Origin of the sequence: Bradyrhizobium sp. Arg816, assembly GCF_029989365.1 — a bacterium.
In the GTDB taxonomy this organism is placed as follows: Bacteria; Pseudomonadota; Alphaproteobacteria; order Rhizobiales; family Xanthobacteraceae; genus Bradyrhizobium.
This window is the reverse complement of the sequence record NZ_JAPRAQ010000029.1, coordinates 1-18,424: the sequence shown is the minus strand read 5'-3', so window position 1 is coordinate 18,424 and position 18,424 is coordinate 1. Positions and strand designations below refer to the sequence as shown.

Here is an 18,424-nt window from a genome sequence, read left to right as displayed (position 1 = left end):
CTGTATCCCCTCACCCGAATTCGCGCTGCGCACGAATTCGACCTCTCCCCGCAAGCGGGGCGAGGTGAAGAAAAACACAGAGACATCGCTGGGGAGAAGACAATGAAGAAGGCCATCTGGGCCGGGCTGCTCGGTATCCTCGCTCTCACCGGCGTCGCCCGCGCCGACGACTATCCCTCGCATCCCATCACCGTCATCGTTCCCTTCGCCGCCGGCGGCCCGTCGGACGCGATGGCGCGCGTGCTCGCCGAGCGCATGCGGGTGACGCTCGGCCAGCCGCTGGTGATCGAGAACGTCACCGGCGCGGGCGGCTCGATCGGCGTCGGGCGCGCCGTGCAATCGGCGCCGGACGGCTACACCATCTCCTTCGGGCATCTCGGCACCCATGTTGCCAACGGCGCCGTCTACAAGCTCAAATACGACCTCGTCGCCGATCTCGAGCCGGTGGTGCTGCTGCCGAGCAATCCGATGATCGTGGTGAGCAAGAACGCGGTGCCCGCGACCTCGCTGAAGGAGCTCATCGATTGGCTGAAGTCGCGGCCGTCGCCGCCCACCGCCGGCACCGCCGGCGCGGGCTCCGGCAGCCATATCGCCGGTGTCTATTTCGAGAGCGTCAGCGGCATCAAGCTGCAATACGTGCCCTATCGCGGCACGGCGCCCGCGCTGAACGATCTCATCGCCGGCCAGATCGACGTCATCATCGATCAGACCTCCAACTCCATCAACCAGGTCCGCGCCGGCACGATCCGCGCCTATGCAATCACCGACGACAAGCGGCTCTCGTCGGCACCGGACATTCCGACGGCTGCCGAGGCGGGGCTGAAAGGCTTCAACATGACTTTGTGGTCGGGCCTGTGGGTGCCGAAGGGCACGCCGAAGGAGATCGTCACCAGGCTCAATGCGGCCGCCGTGGAAGCGCTGAACGATCCCGCCGTGAAGAAGCAGCTCGAAAGCCAGGGCCTCGAGATGACGCCCAAGGATCAGCTCACGCCCGAAGCGCTCGGCGCCCGCCAGAAGGCCGAGATCGCAAAATGGTGGCCGATTATCAAGGCTGCCGACATCAAGGTGGATTGAGGCGGCTTGCCTCTTCGGATGCGGCCACAACGTCAAGTCGCCGCACCCTGTGGAGCAATCAGGTTCACGCGGCGCCGCGTTACGTCTTGGCTTCGCTGTGCTTCGACAGGGCCTGCTCCAGGCAATTGATCAGAGCCGGCGTGGAAAACGGCTTCGCGAGAAAGCAGATGGCGCCGGCTTTCAGCGCGCGGTCGCGCACGGCATCGTCGGGAAAGGCGGTCATGAAGATGAACGGCGTGCGGTGACCAAGGCCGCGCATATGCATCAAAAGATCAACCCCGCCCATGACCGACATCTGCACATCCGCGATCACGCAGGACGTCGTCTTCAGTTCGGCCGACTGGAGAAATTCGAGGGCAGAGCCAAAGATGCAGACGGTGTATCCCCGCGACGTCAGGAGATTGTTCGTCGCAAGGCGGACTGATGGATCATCGTCAATGATGGAAATGACCGAGAGGACTGACAAGATGATCGCTCCTGATCGGGGAGCCGCCGATCATGGTGCAGCACCCACCGGAGGGTGAGCCCTCGGGGCGAGCTTGAAAAGCATACTTAGGTTTGCACCTTTCCCCTTGGGCGCGGGATTCCGAGCGTCTCGGTCATTCTGACGAGATCGGCCAATGACTTCGCGCCCATTTTCCGCATGATCTGCCCGCGATAGATCTTGACGGTAATCTCAGCCAATCCAAGCTCGGCCGCGACTTGCTTGTTCATCAGGCCGGACGCAACCAGGGCGAGAATGTCGCGCTGACGCGCCGTCAGGCCCTCAAAGCGAGCGCGCACGCTTGATACCGACTTCTCGGCATCGCGCCGCCTGCGATCCCGTTCGATCGCAGCCTGGACTGCATCCAGCATGTCCTGGTCGCGCACCGGCTTGGTCAGAAAATCGATGGCGCCACTCTTCATGGCCCTGACGGTCATCGGGATATCGCCATGACCGGTGATGAAGATGATGGGCGTGCGAATGTCGGCCTTCACGAGGTCCGCCTGGAGGTCGAAGCCGCTCGAGCCGGGCAGGCGGATGTCGAGCACGAGGCAACTGGGGACCACCGGCGGCTTGGCTTCCAAGACCTCCGCCGCCGAGCCGAAGGCCTCCACCCTGAGGCCGACCGATTGGAAGAGATTGGTGAGCGCACGCCGCATCGACGGATCGTCATCGACGATCAGGACGATCGGATCATCGGCCGCCGCCTGTGCCTGCGCCTGTGTTGGCTTGGCCTGGTCAGTCACGACGCGGCCTCGTGTGGGAAGGGCAGGGCAATCTGGAATGTTGCACCGCTTCCCTCATTTGGAAATGCCGAAAGCCGGCCCGCATGAGCCTCGATGATCGATCGGCAGATTGATAGTCCCATCCCCAGGCCGCTCGACTTTGTCGTGAAGAACGGCATGAAGATGCGGTCTGTCACGTCGCTGTCAAGGCCGACACCGCGATCTGTCACGGTAAGGAGCAAGTGCCCGTCGCCGTCCCGACTGGACCGAATCGCCAGCTCGCGCGGGAGCTCGACATTGGCTTGCATGGCTTCGATCCCGTTCATGACGAGGTTGATCAGCACCTGCTGGAGCTGGATCCGATCGCCGCAAATGTTGGGCAGGCCGGACGACAACTCCATCCGCACCGACACGGCATGGGTGGCGAGCTCGCGCCGAACGAGGGCCATCACCTCCCTTACGACCTGATTGATGTCGACTGGGACCATCTCGATCTCGGTCTTTTTCGCGAGCGCCCGAATCCGGCGGATCACCTCGCTCGCCCGATTGGCGTCCTCGACGATCCATTCCACTGAACGACGCGCAGCGTCGAGATCGGCCGGGTCGCGGCCGAGCCAACCGATGCAGGCGTCCGCATTGGAAATGACAGCGGCAAGAGGCTGGTTGATTTCGTGGGCAATCGAGGCGGTGAGCTCGCCGAGCGTCGTGATGCGCGTGACGTGAGCGAGCTCGGCTTGCGCTTTGCGCAGGGCATCTTCGGCCTGCTCGGTGCGGATCGCCGCCGTCACGTCGCTGCTGACGCCCCTATAGCCGAGGAAGTTACCATTCTCGTCATGGAAGGGCTTGCCGCTGGTGCGCACGTAAATCGGAGATCCGTTGCGATCCTTGCTGCGGTAAACCAGGTCGCGGAACGGAAGGTGGGCATCGAGCGCAGCGCGATGCTGCTCCCACTTCTCGGGCTCGAACTCGGCATCGGGCGGAATGTCCCAACGGGTCAGCCCGATCAAGCCCGTCGGCACCGGACTGGCCGTATCGGCGTGTTCCGATATCCGGGTGATGCGGTGATCCGGCCCGGTCTCCCAAAACCAGTCCGATGCGGTTTCGGCATAGTCGCGGAATCGCTGCTCGGATTGCTTGAGCTCGTCAAAGGCCTTTTGCAGTGCTTCTTTTGCGGCGAACTGCTCGGTGACGTCCACGTGCGTGCCGATGATTTCCATCACATCGCCATCGCCGCCCTTCACAGGATGTCCCTCCGTATGGACACGTCTTATCGAACCGTCCGGACGCGCAATCCGAAAGTCGACTTCGAAGGGCTCCCCTTGGTGGATTGCGCGGCGTTCCACGTCGGCAATTCGTCGAAAGTCATCGGCGAGGATCCGTTGCTGGAAAGCCCGCGCCGGGACATTGGTCTGCTCCGGCTCAAATCCGAACAGGCGGTAGAGTTCAGCCGATCGGTAGGCAAACTCCTGACGACGCACGTCCCAGGCCCAGCTGCTCGTATGGCTGAGGCGTTGGGCTTCGGCCAGATAGGCCTCGCTGCGGCGCAGCCTCTGTTCTGTTTCCTTTGCAATCGTGACATCGGTGACAGCGCCGGCGAACTCGATGCGCCCGGATGCACGTTTCACCGCGCGTGCCACGGAATGGAGATATTTGATCGATCCATCCGGCATCAACAGGCGATATTCATGGTCGAAATCCTCCGCTTCGCGGAAGGCTCGATCAAGGGTCTTGCGGACCGCATCGCGGTCCTCCGGATGGATGCGCTGAAAAACGAAGCCCAGGTTCGGCTGCATTGCCGGGTCACATTGGAAAATGCGAAAGGTTTCCCTCGACCAGAAGATCTCGCCTGTCGCGGGGCTCAAGCCGAAGCTGCCCGTGCGGCTCAGTTCCTGCGCCTGGGCGAGGTAGGCCTCGCTCTGCCGCAGCGCATCCTCCGCCTCCTTGCGCTGGGTGATGTCTTCGCAGGCGACCAGCACGACCGGCGTGCCGTCGCCGCGCAGCATCGCCTTGGCGTTTTCACGGACCCAGAGAACCGAGCTGTCTTTGCGGATCTTGCGAATCTCCCAGGTGTGCGACTCGTCGACGGTTTCCAGGCACAATCCGACGCATTGACGGACGAAGTCGCGGTCTTCCTCGAAAAAGACGTTCAGCACGGATTGGCCGGTCAACTCGGCCTCCGTGTAGCCTAATTGTGCGGCGCCAAACGTGTTCACGTTGAGCACCGTCCCAGCCGGATCGACCATGAAATACATGACCGGATTGTGCTCGAACACCTCGCGCCACTGCTTCACGGCGTCGCGTAGGTCGACGATGTCTTGTCGCGAGTCACCGCCGACCGCGGGACTGTCCTTCTCGCCGGTGCCGAAAGATCGAAGCGCCGCGAGGCCGCCGAGCAGCAATTGCGCCGCCGAATTCCCAAATTTCGCGATTTGGCCAGGCATCATCGCGGGCGTCCCGGCTCGCTGGAGCCGAAGCAAGTAGAGCACTTTGCAACCAGGGGAGCAATTCCCTCCGACCAAAGTAGAACTACGCTCCGAAACTCGCGGCAGCCGTGCAGCCTGCCGGCCTTGCGCCGTATCGTTGCGATGTGTGGCGAAGGCCCGAAAAACTACGGGACAAACCTACGTATAGCTCGCGCATCCCAAGTCATAGCGCACATTTACCTCCGTACAATTGAGTCGTCCGTTGCATGCGGATTAGTCTCACAACCATCGAGGGGACGCGATGTGCAAGGCCACAAGCCGGCGATTAGTTCGATGTGCTGCCGATAGGCCTGCGTCCATTGCCCGACCTGCCGCACGATTGGCTGGTCGCGATTGAGAGACCGCATTTTTCACTGACGAGCGTGGATGGCCGTGCGTCAGCGCACGCGCGAAGCCACGACCATGAGAGCCGGGAGGAGAATTATGTGCGATACGCCTGAACACTCCGAGCGTGGTCCTGCTGCAAAAGCCTGCGCTGTCTGTAGCGGCAAGTTTGGCCTGATCCGATATTATTCCTGGCGAACGCCGCTGTGCTCCAGAAAATGTGTCGATCGCTTCAGGGCGCGCCGCGAACGCGACCGCCGATGGTTGTTTCGATCTCAGGCGGCATGAGGATTAACCCTTCGATCGGCTCCATTCGGCAATTCTGAACCGGAGGCTGCGTGCTGAACCATGCTTGCAAGCTCCTCTTGATGATCGCGCTGCCGCTTCCGTTGATGGCGGGAGTGAAGGCCGACGAGCTCGGACAGGATGGTGCACACCGTCATCATCCGCTCCAGGATCAGCTCCTGCACGAGAAGTTCTATTCCAGCTGGCACATGCCCGACAATCCTGTGCTCAGCTGCTGCAACAGCGCGGATTGCTACCCGACCGAGGTGCGATACGTCGACGGCCGGATCTTTGCGCGACGCCGGGAAGACGGCAAGTACATCCTCATTCCATCCCAGAAGGTCGAGCGAAACAGGGACAATCCCGACGGCCGCAACCATCTTTGCGCGCCGCCGCCGTCCGCCTCTCTGGTCGACACGGTCTACTGCTTCGCGTTGGGAGGTGCCACGTGAGATTCATATTGGTGAACGGCAGGACCCCTTTCCGCAAGACATTTTGTCTATGGTGTTGCGAGGAGATCAGCGGCGGTTATCTGCGCGACGCGAAGACGTTGCTGCCCTATTGCGGCTACGCGTGTTACGCGCTCCATCACGAAGCGGCGCCGGTGATCGAGAGGCGAGCGCAAGCGGCGTCTTGAGCAGGCGGGTGGGCGAGGCGCATCGGCTGATGCGGCTGCTGGCAGGGGAGGACAGGACGTTGAAATTCATGCTCGTCAATCAAGGCCAACCGCGCCATGGCGTGACCTGCAGCGCGTGCGCCCGGCCGCTGGGCTCGAGCTACGTCCGGCATGTGTCCACGCAACGGCAGTACTGCGAGTATGATTGCTACCGCCGATATCAGCCGACGAGCATGGAAGCGCTCTGGCCTTACCGCAGTTCGCTCGAGGTGATCACGGTGTTCGCGGCCATTTCGAGCTGGAGCTGGATGATGCAATTCGGCGCGCTCTCGGGCGCCCTGACGGAAGCATTTCTGCGCGCGCACGAACCTTCTGACCACGGAAGGAGGTGACGGCTAGCCTGACGATGCGAGCCGCGCAGAGTGGTCGGCCGCAGTCACTGCATCCAGCTTCGCGCCGCGTCCAGCCCCGGCGTTGCGAAGCTAGGGCGCGGCGGCTGCGGCCGCTGCCGTAGGTGTCGCGCTGACTTCGTGCGTCGTGACGCGTTGCTCGGACTTCGCCGTGGCTGTGCCACTGCCCTCGAACCGGGCGCGGTAGACCAGCACATTCTCAATCACGCGCTGGACGTAGTTGCGTGTCTCCGACAGCGGGATGCGCTCGACCCAGTCGACCGGATCGACCTTGGGGTCGCGCGGGTCGCCGCGCGTCTGCACCCATTCGCGCACCCGGCCGCGGCCGGCATTGTAGCCGGCGAAGGTCATGATCTGGTCGCCGCGATATTCCGACAGCAGCGCGCTGAGCTCGGCCGCGCCCATCTGCGTGTTGTAGACGGGATCTGACACCATCCTGTCCCAGTCGTAGGTCAGGCCAAAGCGCTTTGCGGTATCGCGGCCCGCCTCCGGCGTCACCTGCATGAGGCCGACCGCGTTGGCGGGTGACTTGTCGCGCTGGTCGAACGAGCTTTCGGTGCGTGCCACCGAATAGATCACGCTGGTCTCGATCGCGGGCGCGACCTGCTTGTGCTCGGGAATGCCGATGGTCGGGAAGGCGTAATGGTCGAGCGCAAGCCCGCGCGCCAGCGCCGACTTGCCGACCTCCAGCATCACGCGCGCATCGTTGCGCCGGCCGGCGAGCTCGCCGAGCGCTTCCAGCGCTGCGACGTCGGTGCTCTCCTTGGCAAAATCCTCGGCATAATAGAACACCATGTCGCGCTCGCCGACGCCGTAGAGCATCTCGGCGGCGCGCACACGCTCGTCCGCGGGCTGTGCGTCGGCCGCGGCCAGCACGGGCGAGGGCGGGCGCAGCTCGATCCCGTCGAGGCCGAGCCTGGCACGTGCGAGCTGGCCGTAATAGGCGGTCGTATAGCGCGCAGCGGCCTGATAGCTCATGCGCGCATCCGCCGTCGCCCCCATCGCCTCGGCCGCGCGGCCGCGCCAGTAGTGCGCACGCGACAGCGCGATCGGATTGGCCGAGCCTTCATCGATCGCGGCGAAATGCACCATGGCCGCCTTGGGATCGTCGAGATAGCGCAGCGCGATCCAGCCGCACATGAAGTGGTAGTCGACGCGATAGACTTCCATTGCGGGCACCGCCGCCGCACGCACCACGTCGTAGGCGGTCTTGAACTTGCCCTGGTCGAGCAGCTTTCGCGCGAGCAGGCGGCGCTCGCGCCACCAGGCATCGGTGTCCTGGGCCGCCATCGTGTCGGGCGCGGCGGCCAGGATCACCTCGGCGGCGTCGTCGATGCGGTCGTTCTGCAGATGCCACTGCGCGCGGCACAGGACATAGCCGAGATCGCGGCGTGCTTCGGTCGAGACGTCCTCGAGGTAATCCTTGGCCTTGTTGGCCTTGCCGGTGACCGCCGAGCAGGCCTTGACGATCGCGAGCGCATCTTCGCCGAGCCGCTTGGCCGCGCGTCTTGCGGCGGCGTAGTCCTTGGCGCCGAGGCGCTTGTCCATGCGGGCGCGATGATCGTCAGCGGTCAGGAGGTCGCGGAACGCCTCGTAGGAATCCTCCTCGCTGCGCTCGGTTAGTTCGTCCGTACGCCAGGCCTCGCGCACCAGACGCGTAGCCCTGTCATTGTCGCCTTCACTCAGGAGCACGCGGGCGAGCGCGAACTTGCCCTTGGCGCTGGTCGGCCGGTCCATCGTGAATTTGTGCACGGTCGCCGCGTCGCTCTTCTCCTGCCACAGCCGCGCTTCGGCGCGGCGGCGGAGCAGGGCGTTGCTCGGCCAGTCCGGATTGACGGCGAGGAAGCCGGCGTAGCGCTTGAAAGGTGCTGTGCTCTCGGAATGGCGCAGCATGAACCAGTCGGCGAGCTTCTGTCCGGCCGGATCGGCAATGCGGTCGCGCGCCGCGCTGGCATCGTCGGTCTTGCCCTTGCGCGCGAGATCGATGGCGTCCTTCAGCGCGGCGAGGTCGCCGGTGAGCGGCGGGGCTGCCTGCTTGTCCGAGGGCTCGTCGTCCTTCTTCGGCTTGCGTTTGGCCTCGGCGTGCTTGCCATGGCGCGACTTGACCGCAGCATGGCGCGGCTTGCCGGCTTTCGCCTCATGCGTCTTCTTCGACGCGGACGATTTGTGACTGCTCTTCGCTGCCAGCTCGGTTGGGATCAAGGCCAAAGCGGCCACGGCAATGACACACGCGAGCGAGCGTAGGCACTGGTTCATTCGATGGTCCCCCTGCGAAACCACTACAAACCAAGGTCCGCGACGACATGCGGCTTGAGAATCAAAGACGACACCCAAAACGATGCCACGACATCGTTTCGCAGTCCTCACGCTCCTTCAACAATGCGGCAAAATACCGATGGGAACTCGAGAACTTCCGAAATGGCGGAAAGGGGAGCGTCTTTAAGCTTTGTTAACGAACGGGGCTCGCGCGACGGTTGCGTGCGGTCAGGGGCGTCGCAAGGGCCAGATTGCGCGTGTTCCTGCCGCCAAAACCGGTGTATTGAGTTCCCAACCGGTCCTTTCAGCTCTTACCCCCACCGCTCATGCCACTTTTCAACCAGTCGATCAGGCGCAAGATCGTCGGGATCGCCCTCGGATTGATCGTCCTGATGCTGGTCACTGCGATTCTTTCGATGGTGATGTCGAGCCAGGTCGGCGTCCTGCTCGACGAGCTGACCGATCGCTACATTCCGGCCTACGGCCATCTGGCGCGCGCCAACATCCGCTCGCTGGAGCGGTCGGTGGCGCTGCGGCGGATGGTCATGATGAAGATGCAGGCGCCCTCGGAGGAGGAGGCCTACGCGGCGCGCCTGCGCGAATTCGAGGAGGCCGATCGGAAGATCGACGAGGAGGCCGAGGCCGCGCGCGCGCACATCAACGCGATCATCGACGACAAGAGGACGCCTTCCGACAATGCCGGGCTGGCGCGGATCGAGACCCGCATCGAAACCGTCCTCACCGAGCTGCGGCAGGCGATGAACGAGGATCACGCCAAGCTGCTCAAGGAGGTCGACGCCAAACAGATGACGGAGGCGCGCGGCACGCTGGAGCATCTCGACACCATACGCGACCAGTTCAACCAGAAGATCGATGCGATCCGCGCCGACATGCTCAAGCAGGTCTTCGCCAGCACAGCAACGGTGATCAGTCGCCAGCGGCAGGCGATCATCATTTCGGGTGTCGTGACATTGCTCGCGGCGATCGTCGGATTTGCTTTCGCGCTCCTCGTCTCCAGCGGCATCACACGGCCGGTGCGGCTGTTGCTCGCCGGCACCCGCGAGGTCGAGGCGGGCCGCTTCGACAAGACCATCACGGTCTCGACCCAGGACGAGATCGGCGAACTCGCCGCCGCCTTCAATCGCATGATCGAGCAGCTGCGGCACAACGAGCGGATCCGCGAGACCTTTGGCCGCTACATCGATCCCAAGGTGGCGCAGGGGCTGATCGACCGCCCGGAGGTCGCCATCGACGGCCAGCGCCGGGTGATGACCATCATGTTCTCCGACATGAGCGGCTTCACCTCGATGAGCGAGGGCATGACCCCGCGCGGCCTCGTCAAGGTCATGAACCACTATTTCACGGTGATGTCCGCGCCGATCCGGAGCCATCGCGGCGTTATCGATAAATATATCGGCGATGCCATCATGGCCTATTGGGGGCCTCCCTTCATCGAGGAGGACGAGCCGGCGCTGTTCGCCTGCTACGCCGCCATCGACATGGCCGATGAGGTGCCGGCGTTGCAGAAGCAATTGCCTGACCTGCTCGGTATCCGCGCCATGCCAGGCCCTTGCGATCTGCGCATCGGGATTGCCACCGGCGAGGTCCTGACCGGCAGCATCGGCTCCGAGCTGATGATGAGCTTCACCGTGATGGGCGATGCCGTGAACCTCGCTTCGCGGCTCGAACTGGTCAACAAGATCTACGGCACGCGGATCCTGATCGCGCAGGCGACGGCGGACGCGATCGGCTCTAACCTCGAGCTGCGCGAGATCGATCGTCTCGCAGTGGCCGGCCAGAGCGCGCCGCAGGCCATTTTCGAGGTGATGAGCAAGGCGCACGGGCTCAGCGTCCCGCAGGAGAGCCTGCGCGCGCGCTACGCCGAAGGCCTCGCCGCCTACCGCGCGCAGCGCTTCCACGAGGCTCGCGCCGCGTTCAATGCAGCGCTCGAAGCGGTGCCCGGCGACGGCCCCTCGCGCACGCTGCTCGGCCGCATCGCGCAGTTCGAGGCCAATCCGCCGGACGCCAATTGGGACGGCGCCTGGCGGCTGGAGCAGAAATAGCCGTCGTTGCCGGGCCGGCACCGGCCTCGCCGGAAAAAACGCTTCTACTCGATAACGATGTTCGCCGTGACCTATTTCTCAGGCTTAGGTTTGTCGTCCCTTGAGGCGTTTGACGGGGACACGCCGATGACAGAACTTCATGACAGGCTGGAACGGTTCGAGACGCTCACCGCCGAATGCGAGCTGATTGCCAAGCTCGCCACCGACAGCACCAAGCGCGAGTTCTATCTGAGACTCTCGGAGCAGTATCGTCAGCTGGCGGTGGATATGCGGAAGGTGATCGCGACCAAGGCTGCGGCCTGACGCCTGCTGCAATCCGTTCTTAATGTTTGGCGGGCATCCTTCGGGATGCGAGCGTCACGATCCATGATTGCTCGCGGTGGGAATGTCGAGATCCGTTGCGGTGCGGCGCATCTCGCTGACGTCGCTTTGCCGCTCCTTACCAGGGCAATCCCATGCGCCTTGTCGCAGTCCTCATCTTCGCGCTCATGACGGCCGCCTGCAACCAGGAGCAGGACATCACCGGCTCGACCCCGGTCTGCGCGATGCGGAGCTACAGCTCCTACAATCCCCGCGACATGAACCAATGCGTCGCCGCCTGCAAGGCGTGCGACCACGGCAACACCGTTACCTGCTCCACGTCATGCACCCTCAAGGGCGCCCACTGAGCGGCGACGCTGCCTGGAGCTGACGGGCTGACGGTGCTCGGGCACCGGAACGATTCACATGGGTTAGTCATTGAAGCGGCAGGCAGGACGCGGAGTCCTATGGAATGGGTATGCTCGATCCCGGTCGGTTCCTGGTGTCGTGCTCGCATTGCGATGCATGGCCGATGGCGGCCAACGTCAAACGTTCGAGCTGGTCGGCGTCGCCGCATGAGGTCCGCTTCGTATGCTCGCGCTGCCGCCGCGAGGAGACCGCCATCATCTCGGCCTCCGGTGAGCTGACCCCGATCCGGCGGAGCGATGCTCCGCTGCGCGACGTCACCGCGGCCTGGGCTCAGGCCCAGCGGCCAAGAGGTCGGGCGTAGCCCGCCCGTCACAAGACCAAGAGGGCGGGCCTAGTCAGCTCTGCGCAACGCCCTGCGCGGTCTGGTTTTGGAACCCGGCCTACGCCCACGCGTTTCCGCTCCGACATCAACGCATCGAGGCCCTGCGAATGATCAGCGAGCATTTCGACACCCGCACCCGGATCAACATGAAGCTGGCGCTGGATCGGGTCTGCCGCAATCGCCCGGTCGGCGAGGACCATTGCTTTCGCAGGTCCGTTGCCGAGAACATCATCCGCTGCGCGCTCACGGGCCGCACCGGCATCGGCCAACTCGTCGATGCCGGCGAGCGGGCGATGATCAGGACGCGTTCGGAGCGGGAGCCGGCCTGATTGCGCCAGCTCAATCTCCGGTGCGGCGCGCTGACCGTGATGCAACCGTCCGATTGACTCTCCGCGTGCCCGCCCCGTAGATTGGCCGGTGACGGTTCTCCTCACGGAGATCAAAAGGGAACGTGGTGCGAGGTTTTCCCGATACCGGGATATTCTCAACGCCACGGCTGCCCCCGCAACTGTAAGCGGTGAATCTTTCGTCATGTGCCACTGGGAATCTCGGTCCTGGGAAGGCGACGTAAGGTAACGACCCGCGAGCCAGGAGACCTGCCGTCAGCCGTGGTCACACGCGAAGATGTCGGTCGGGGAGTACAGACATTAGCTTCACCGGAGCAATCGATCGCTCCGCCGTGAAACCTCGTTCGCTGTGACGTGCCACTGACGTCATACCGAGGTTACAAGAGTGTCCCGTATTGTCTTTGCCGCCAGGCGCTTCTGCGCCGGCCTTGTCGCGTTCGTTTCCCTGTATTCGCTCGATCTGTCCATTGCCCAGGCCCAGCAATCGGCATCGCCCGATCTGCTGCCGCCGGTCGAGGTTGCGCCGACCGAACGTGCGACGAAGCCGCAAGTCGCGCGGCGTGCGCCCGACCAGCCCGAGCAGCGGCGCGTGGCTCGCATGCCGAAACCCGAGCTGTTGCCGGCGTCGCCCCCTGTTGCCGGCGTATCCGCCGCCAACCTGTTTCCGACGGTCGTCGTCAGTCCGACGGGCGTTGTCACGCCGACCAATCTGGTTGCGAGCTCGGTGACCGTTCTGACCGCCAGAGACATCGAGCGCGATCAGCGCCGGACCGCATCCGATGCGCTGAGCGCGGTTCCCGGCCTCAACCTCGTGCAGACCGGCGGTCCCGGCGGACAGACGTCGATCTTCATGCGCGGAACGAATTCCAACCATACCAAGGTCCTGATCGACGGCATCGACGTCAGCGATCCCGGCAACCCGAACCGTTCGTTCGATTTCGGCCAGTTGCTCACCTCCGACATTCAGCAGATCGAGGTTTTGCGCGGCCCGCAGAGCGGTCTCTACGGCGCAGATGCGCTGGGTGGCGTGATCTCCGTCGTAACGAAGAAGGGTGACGGTCCCGCTCGCGCGACCGGCTCGGTCGAGGGAGGCTCGTTCGGAACGTTCAATCAAACCGCAGGCCTGAGCGGTTCACAGGACCACTTCAACTATGCCTTCAACGTCGCGCATTTCCGCGCGAACGACGTGCCGGTGACGCCGGTCGAATTGCTGCCGCCGGGGCAGAAGGCGATCGGCAACTATTACGACAACATGACCTATTCGACGAAGCTTGGCGCCGAACTGACCGAAAACCTGACGCTCAACGGCGTCGCGCGTTACACTGACGCCACCCTGCGCTTTACCGGAGACACCTTCGATCCCGTCGCATTCGCGAGCTTTCCCGCGGCCGCGCAAAGCACGCAGACGGTGCACCAGCTCTTCACGCGCGGGGAGGCGGTTTGGTCCGCTCTCGACGACCGGATGAAAAGCTATTTCGGCGTCAACTACACCAACCACTGGAACCACAACGTCTCGCCCGGCGACGTGATGCCCACGATCACGACCGGCGATCGCGTCAAGTATGATTGGCACACCACGACCCAGCTCGCGCCCAACAACAATGTCATCATTGGTGCGGAGCATGAGACCGAAACACTGCAAACGGCGACGGTCTCGGCGCAAAACGTCAACAAGGCCGGATATATGGAGCTGCAGTCCCAGTTCCGGGATCGCGTCTTCTTCACGGCCAACGTCCGGCAGGACGACAACGAGCGGTTTGGAGAGCATCCGACCTTTCGTCTGGCGTCTGCCGTGATCGTGCCGGTCACGGATACGAAGTTCAAGGGTAGCTACGGCACCGGGTTCAAGGCGCCGACGCTCAACCAGCTTTACGTCAGCTTTCCCGCGTTCTTCTTCTTTGCAAATCCCAACCTCAGGCCCGAGGAAAGCGTCGGATACGACGCCGGCTTCGAGCAACCCTTGTTTGGCGATCGCGTTCGCATCGGGGCGACCTACTTCCGCAACAACATCACGGACCTGATCCAGAGCACGTTCGATCCCGTGACATTCACGAGCACCAACACCAATATCGGCAAGGCGATCACGGAGGGCACGGAGAGCTTCGTCGCGGCTGCGATCACTGACCGGCTTCGCGTTCGTGCCGACTACACTTTTACCCGCGCGGTGGATGCGACGGCGGGACTGGAGCTGCTGAGGCGTCCGAAGGAGAAGTGGAGCGCAAATGTCATCTGGAATCCGATCGACCCGCTCACATTGTCCGCAACAGTGTTGCACGTCGGGAGTTTCGTCGATGGTAACCGCGACTTCAGCATTCCGCGTCTGCTGGCTCCGGCCTACACCGTCGTCAACGTCGCAGCCGAATATCTGGTCACCGACCAGGTGAAGGTATTTGGCCGGGTCGATAATCTCGCCGATGTGCACTATCAAAATCCGACCGGCTTTCTGCAGCCGGGACTGGGCGTCTATGGCGGCATTCGCCTGGCGAATTACGACGTCAGATAGCGAGAGAGAGAAGCCTCATGACGACGGCCGATCCGCTCATGGACCTGATCGCAAGCCAGCTTGCCGACGCTGAGGCCGGCTGGAGCATCGGCACGTTCGGTGCCATTGCCGAGTTCACACGCGAGCCCGGTGAGGACCTCGACATGGAGCAGTCGCGCAACGGGGGCAGCGTTGTGACACAGAAGGGTGGGATGCGCGTTGTCTCCCACCCGGATCTGCGCCTGATCGCATCGGAATCGCCGACCACGGAGAGCTGGAGCCACCGCATCGCGCTGTGTCTCCCGCGTGAAGCCAGCGCCATGAGCGGTCGTACCGTGCTGACCGAGCTCGGTCCGGATATCGAGGCGCTCCTGACGAGGGATCGCAGCGGCATCCTGTTCGACCTTGGCCTCGGAACGTTGCAGATCGACGCCTGCATCCGCGTCAGCGATGCCGATGCCGTCGCCGCGCTCAGGAGCCGCACGGGCCAATCCGTGTTCGCGCCCGAAAGCGACGCCATGCGGATCATTTTGGCCGCCAATCCGCACCGCGTCTTCATCAGCCGCATCGGGCGCGCCGAGGTATTCCAGCCGATCCCGCCGCCGGGTGGGCGAAGCCCTGACGGCCCGCACACCCACGTCCTGCCAAAGCTGCTCGCGCATCGCCGCACCCATTCTGCGACCGAGCCGCTGCCTGCGGGATGGATCCCCTGCGCGCATCTCTATCCGGCCCATTCGCTGCGCGATCAGCTCGGCCGCAAGCGCGCGTTTCGGCCGGATCATCACGCAGCCTTCCAGGCGCTGCTCGACCTCTATGGGCTGCCGGAGCTAACGGCGTGCAAGGGCGCCGTGGTCGAAGCGGTCGCGAAGGGGCGGGGACCTGAGACGGTGACGTTTCCATCCGATCGCACGGCGCGCGCCGCCGTTCGCGTGGCCTTGCGCCAATTGGCGGCCATGGAGCCGCACGCCGCGACACTCGCCGCCTGGCTTGCCGCCCACGACCGGCGCGATCCAGCCGAGACTGAAGATCCCATGGACGCCCTTCACTGAGTCAGACGTGATGCCGCGTTCCAGCAAAAATGTGCTACAAATCCCACAAGGAGATCGTTCCATGACTGTCACTATCCTGCCGCCCCACGCCGACCGTTTCCGCCTTCACCCGGTCGCGTCGCGCCTCGCGCCGATGTTCTGCTTTGCGCTGCTGACGGTGTCATGCGCGCTCGCGAGCTTCGCCCTTGCCTGCGCGACGCCGTTTGCGGCGTTTGCCGTCGTCGCCGCCGCAATGCTGCCGATACGTCCGGCGCTGCTCGTCGTCACCGGCGCCTGGCTCGTGAACCAGACCATCGGCTTCGGCGTGCTGCATTATCCCATTGATGGCAGCACCATCGCATGGGGCTTTGTCATCGGTGCTGCCGCGTTGCTGTCGACCGTGGCGGCATCGACCGTGCTTCGTATGCTGCCGCAGGGGCGCATGCCGCTGATGCTGGCCATCGCGCTCGTCGCCGCCTACGCCGCCTATGAGCTCGCGCTGCTTGCCGCGACGCCGTTCCTTGGCGGAGAGGGCGCGTTCACTGCGGCCATCGTGACGCGCATCGGGCTGACCAGCGCCGTCTGGCTCGCCGGCCTCGTCGCCGCCTGCGAGATCGTCCGCCTGGTCGATCCGTTCGGGCGCGCGATGCGGAACGCGTAATGCTGGATGTGCGTCATCCCTAGGGTTGCGCGCGCCGGGCGGGAATTCCCGCATTCCACAGGGATCACCGCTTCCGGCCCGCAACGAATCGTTGACACCCGGCTGCATATGTCACCACATGTGGGCGTCACGGTTCCGCTGGATCGCAAGATTTAGTGGCTAAGAGGGAAGCCGGTGAACCGCGCGAGAGCGTGGAATTCCGGCGCTGCCCCCGCAACTGTCAGCAGCGAGCTGCTTCCGAACAATTGTCACTGGTGCCTTTCGCGCCGGGAAGACGGGAAGTGGGCGACGACCTGCGAGCCAGGAGACCTGCCGCGACAATCTGAACGTCCACGGGCGGGGTGTCCGGCGGTCGCTTGCATGCACCGCCCGGCAACTCTGCCGCCGGCGTTTCAGCAGCGTCCTTCCTTACAGCCCCGTTCAAACACAACGCGCGCATCACGGGGCCCTTTGATGTCACTGAACCTGCACGACGCGGACACCGCTTCCGCACCCATCGTTCATTTGCGTCCACAATTGCTTGCGCCTGCTTCGAGCGAGCCGGCCATGCAGATCATCCGTCGCAATGGAAAAGTCTCGCCGTTCGATTCCGCCAAGATCGCGGTCGCCATGACCAAGGCGTTTCTTGCGGTCGAAGGCACCAGCGCGGTGGCCTCGCGTCGCGTCCACGAGAGCGTGGAGCAGCTGACGGCCGAAGTCGTCGCTGCGTTGATGCGGCGGGCAGGCGAGGGACGCACCTTCCATATCGAGGACGTGCAGGACCAGGTCGAACTCGCCTTGATGCGGAGCGAGCACCACAAGGTCGCACGCGCCTATGTGCTGTACCGCGAGGAGCGGTCGCGCCGGCGCGCCGAGGAGGCGGCCGCGGAAGCGACGTCCGCCGTCGCGCCGGCACTTCATGTCACGCTCGCCGACGGTTCGCGCGTTGGTCTCGACACCAAGCGGCTCGCGCTGATTATCGGCGAAGCCTGCGCCGGTCTCGACGGCGTCTCCGCGGCACCCGTGCTCGCCGAGACCACCCGCAATCTCTACGACGGCATCAGCCAGGACGAACTCGCGCTGGCCTCGATCATGGCCGCTCGCACGCTGGTCGAACAGGAGCCGAACTACGCCTATGTCAGCGCGCGCCTGCTGCTGGACAAACTCCGTGGCGAGGTGCTGTCCTACGTCCATGGCCTGCCGACATCCGCCTCGCAGGCGGACATGGCGACCCGCTATGCCGAATACTTCCCGGCCTATGTGAAGACCGGTATCGCCGCCGAACTGCTCGATCCGGAACTGGCCCGTTTCGATCTCGGCCGGATCGCCGCGGCGCTGAAGCCCGAGCGCGACTTGAACTTCCAGTTTCTCGGCCTTCAGACGCTGTACGACCGCTATTTCCTGCACGTCCGCGGCAAGCGGATCGAATTGCCGCAGGCCTTCTTCATGCGCGTCGCGATGGGTCTTGCGGTTCGCGAGATCGACCGAGAGGCCAAGGCGATCGAGTTCTACGATCTGCTGTCGTCGTTCGACTTCATGGCCTCGACGCCGACGCTGTTCAATTCGGGTACGCTGCGTCCGCAATTGTCGTCCTGCTTCCTCACGACCGTTTCCGACGATCTCGACGGCATCTTCAAGTCGATCAAGGACAACGCACTGCTGGCAAAATATTCCGGCGGCCTCGGCAACGACTGGACGCCGGTGCGCGGCCTCGGCGCCCACATCAAGGGCACCAACGGCGAGAGCCAGGGCATTATTCCATTCCTGAAGGTCGCCAACGATACCGCAATTGCCGTCAACCAGGGCGGCAAGCGCAAGGGCGCAGTCTGCGCCTATCTGGAGACCTGGCACGTCGACATCGAAGAATTCCTCGACCTGCGCAAGAACACCGGGGACGACCGCCGCCGTACCCACGACATGAACACGGCCAATTGGGTGCCGGACCTGTTCATGCAGCGCGTCGATGCCGATGGCGAATGGACGCTGTTTTCGCCGGACGAGACGCCCGATTTGCACGATCTCTACGGCGAGGCGTTCAAGTCGGCTTACGAGGCCTATGAGGCCAGGGCGAAAGCCGGCGGCATGCGCGTCTTCAAGACCGTGCGCGCGAGCGACCTCTGGCGTCGCATGCTGACCATGCTGTTCGAGACCGGTCA

The 18,424-nt window shown here is 63.9% G+C and carries 16 protein-coding genes and 2 riboswitches; of the genes, 12 read left to right on the top strand and 4 right to left on the bottom strand.

Annotation, left to right across the window (positions count from 1 at the left end):
- Positions 1–102: 102 nt before the first annotated feature.
- On the top strand, positions 103–1,074 hold the full coding sequence (locus OWC48_RS39715) for a tripartite tricarboxylate transporter substrate binding protein BugD (RefSeq protein ID WP_282524888.1): 972 nt from the start codon (positions 103–105) through the stop codon (positions 1,072–1,074).
- A 79-nt stretch (positions 1,075–1,153) separates the two neighbouring features.
- Here OWC48_RS39715 and OWC48_RS39710 read toward each other — a convergent pair whose 3' ends face one another.
- The 3 genes from OWC48_RS39710 to OWC48_RS39700 form a co-directional block, all read right to left on the bottom strand.
- Entirely contained in the window at positions 1,154–1,540 is a 387-nt protein-coding gene (locus OWC48_RS39710) for a response regulator transcription factor (RefSeq protein ID WP_282524887.1), read from the bottom strand.
- An 86-nt stretch (positions 1,541–1,626) separates the two neighbouring features.
- Positions 1,627–2,304: a response regulator transcription factor gene (locus OWC48_RS39705; RefSeq protein WP_282524886.1), complete on the bottom strand. Its 678-nt coding sequence runs from the start codon at positions 2,302–2,304 to the stop codon at positions 1,627–1,629.
- The gene (locus tag OWC48_RS39700) at positions 2,301–4,727 is read right to left on the bottom strand and encodes a PAS domain S-box protein (RefSeq protein ID WP_282524885.1); all 2,427 of its coding nucleotides are present in this window, start codon (positions 4,725–4,727) and stop codon (positions 2,301–2,303) included. Before OWC48_RS39700 ends, OWC48_RS39705 begins: the two co-directional genes overlap by 4 nt.
- Before the next feature lie 701 nt (positions 4,728–5,428).
- On the opposite strand from OWC48_RS39700, the gene OWC48_RS39695 reads away from it, so the two are divergent.
- Together OWC48_RS39695 and OWC48_RS39690 are read left to right on the top strand one after the other, a co-directional pair.
- Positions 5,429–5,827: a hypothetical protein gene (locus OWC48_RS39695; RefSeq protein WP_282524884.1), complete on the top strand. Its 399-nt coding sequence runs from the start codon at positions 5,429–5,431 to the stop codon at positions 5,825–5,827.
- A 193-nt stretch (positions 5,828–6,020) separates the two neighbouring features.
- Positions 6,021–6,383, top strand: coding sequence for a hypothetical protein (locus OWC48_RS39690; RefSeq protein ID WP_282524883.1), 363 nt, complete (start codon positions 6,021–6,023; stop codon positions 6,381–6,383).
- Between the two features lie 90 nt (positions 6,384–6,473).
- On the opposite strand, the gene OWC48_RS39685 is transcribed toward OWC48_RS39690, so the two are convergent.
- On the bottom strand, positions 6,474–8,657 hold the full coding sequence (locus tag OWC48_RS39685) for a lytic transglycosylase domain-containing protein (protein WP_282524882.1): 2,184 nt from the start codon (positions 8,655–8,657) through the stop codon (positions 6,474–6,476).
- A 326-nt stretch (positions 8,658–8,983) separates the two neighbouring features.
- Between OWC48_RS39685 and OWC48_RS39680 the strand changes: the two genes are divergently transcribed.
- From OWC48_RS39680 to OWC48_RS39640, 9 genes are all read left to right on the top strand, one after another.
- The gene (locus tag OWC48_RS39680) at positions 8,984–10,720 is read left to right on the top strand and encodes an adenylate/guanylate cyclase domain-containing protein (protein ID WP_282524881.1); all 1,737 of its coding nucleotides are present in this window, start codon (positions 8,984–8,986) and stop codon (positions 10,718–10,720) included.
- A 126-nt stretch (positions 10,721–10,846) separates the two neighbouring features.
- Complete coding sequence (locus tag OWC48_RS39675; protein ID WP_282524880.1) at positions 10,847–11,023, top strand: hypothetical protein; 177 nt, start codon at positions 10,847–10,849, stop codon at positions 11,021–11,023.
- A gap of 152 nt (positions 11,024–11,175) precedes the next feature.
- Positions 11,176–11,388, top strand: a complete 213-nt coding sequence (locus tag OWC48_RS39670; RefSeq protein ID WP_282524879.1) for a hypothetical protein — start codon at positions 11,176–11,178, stop codon at positions 11,386–11,388.
- Between the two features lie 104 nt (positions 11,389–11,492).
- Positions 11,493–11,750 (top strand): hypothetical protein, encoded by a 258-nt coding sequence (locus OWC48_RS39665; protein ID WP_282524878.1) that lies wholly within the window; start codon positions 11,493–11,495, stop codon positions 11,748–11,750.
- 128 nt (positions 11,751–11,878) lie between these two features.
- Positions 11,879–12,100 (top strand): hypothetical protein, encoded by a 222-nt coding sequence (locus tag OWC48_RS39660; RefSeq protein WP_063986347.1) that lies wholly within the window; start codon positions 11,879–11,881, stop codon positions 12,098–12,100.
- A 75-nt stretch (positions 12,101–12,175) separates the two neighbouring features.
- Positions 12,176–12,390: riboswitch (cobalamin riboswitch) on the top strand.
- Positions 12,391–12,503: 113 nt separating this feature from the next.
- Positions 12,504–14,621: a TonB-dependent receptor domain-containing protein gene (locus OWC48_RS39655; protein ID WP_282524877.1), complete on the top strand. Its 2,118-nt coding sequence runs from the start codon at positions 12,504–12,506 to the stop codon at positions 14,619–14,621.
- A 17-nt stretch (positions 14,622–14,638) separates the two neighbouring features.
- Positions 14,639–15,649 (top strand): DUF6925 family protein, encoded by a 1,011-nt coding sequence (locus tag OWC48_RS39650; RefSeq protein WP_282524876.1) that lies wholly within the window; start codon positions 14,639–14,641, stop codon positions 15,647–15,649.
- A 61-nt stretch (positions 15,650–15,710) separates the two neighbouring features.
- Positions 15,711–16,289 (top strand): hypothetical protein, encoded by a 579-nt coding sequence (locus OWC48_RS39645; protein ID WP_282524875.1) that lies wholly within the window; start codon positions 15,711–15,713, stop codon positions 16,287–16,289.
- Between the two features lie 113 nt (positions 16,290–16,402).
- Positions 16,403–16,621, top strand: a riboswitch (cobalamin riboswitch).
- A gap of 121 nt (positions 16,622–16,742) precedes the next feature.
- A partial coding sequence (locus tag OWC48_RS39640) for an ATP cone domain-containing protein (RefSeq protein ID WP_282524874.1) occupies positions 16,743–18,424 on the top strand: 1,682 nt, incomplete at its 3' end.

Coding starts and splice junctions, on each gene's coding strand:
- OWC48_RS39685 (WP_282524882.1), bottom strand. CDS start 8,657: ATGAACCAGTGCCTACGCTCGCTCGCGTGTGTCATTGCCGTGGCCGCT.
- OWC48_RS39645 (WP_282524875.1), top strand. CDS start 15,711: ATGACTGTCACTATCCTGCCGCCCCACGCCGACCGTTTCCGCCTTCAC.
- OWC48_RS39650 (WP_282524876.1), top strand. CDS start 14,639: ATGACGACGGCCGATCCGCTCATGGACCTGATCGCAAGCCAGCTTGCC.
- OWC48_RS39660 (WP_063986347.1), top strand. CDS start 11,879: ATGATCAGCGAGCATTTCGACACCCGCACCCGGATCAACATGAAGCTG.
- OWC48_RS39670 (WP_282524879.1), top strand. CDS start 11,176: ATGCGCCTTGTCGCAGTCCTCATCTTCGCGCTCATGACGGCCGCCTGC.
- OWC48_RS39680 (WP_282524881.1), top strand. CDS start 8,984: ATGCCACTTTTCAACCAGTCGATCAGGCGCAAGATCGTCGGGATCGCC.
- OWC48_RS39715 (WP_282524888.1), top strand. CDS start 103: ATGAAGAAGGCCATCTGGGCCGGGCTGCTCGGTATCCTCGCTCTCACC.
- OWC48_RS39675 (WP_282524880.1), top strand. CDS start 10,847: ATGACAGAACTTCATGACAGGCTGGAACGGTTCGAGACGCTCACCGCC.
- OWC48_RS39700 (WP_282524885.1), bottom strand. CDS start 4,727: ATGATGCCTGGCCAAATCGCGAAATTTGGGAATTCGGCGGCGCAATTG.
- OWC48_RS39665 (WP_282524878.1), top strand. CDS start 11,493: ATGGGTATGCTCGATCCCGGTCGGTTCCTGGTGTCGTGCTCGCATTGC.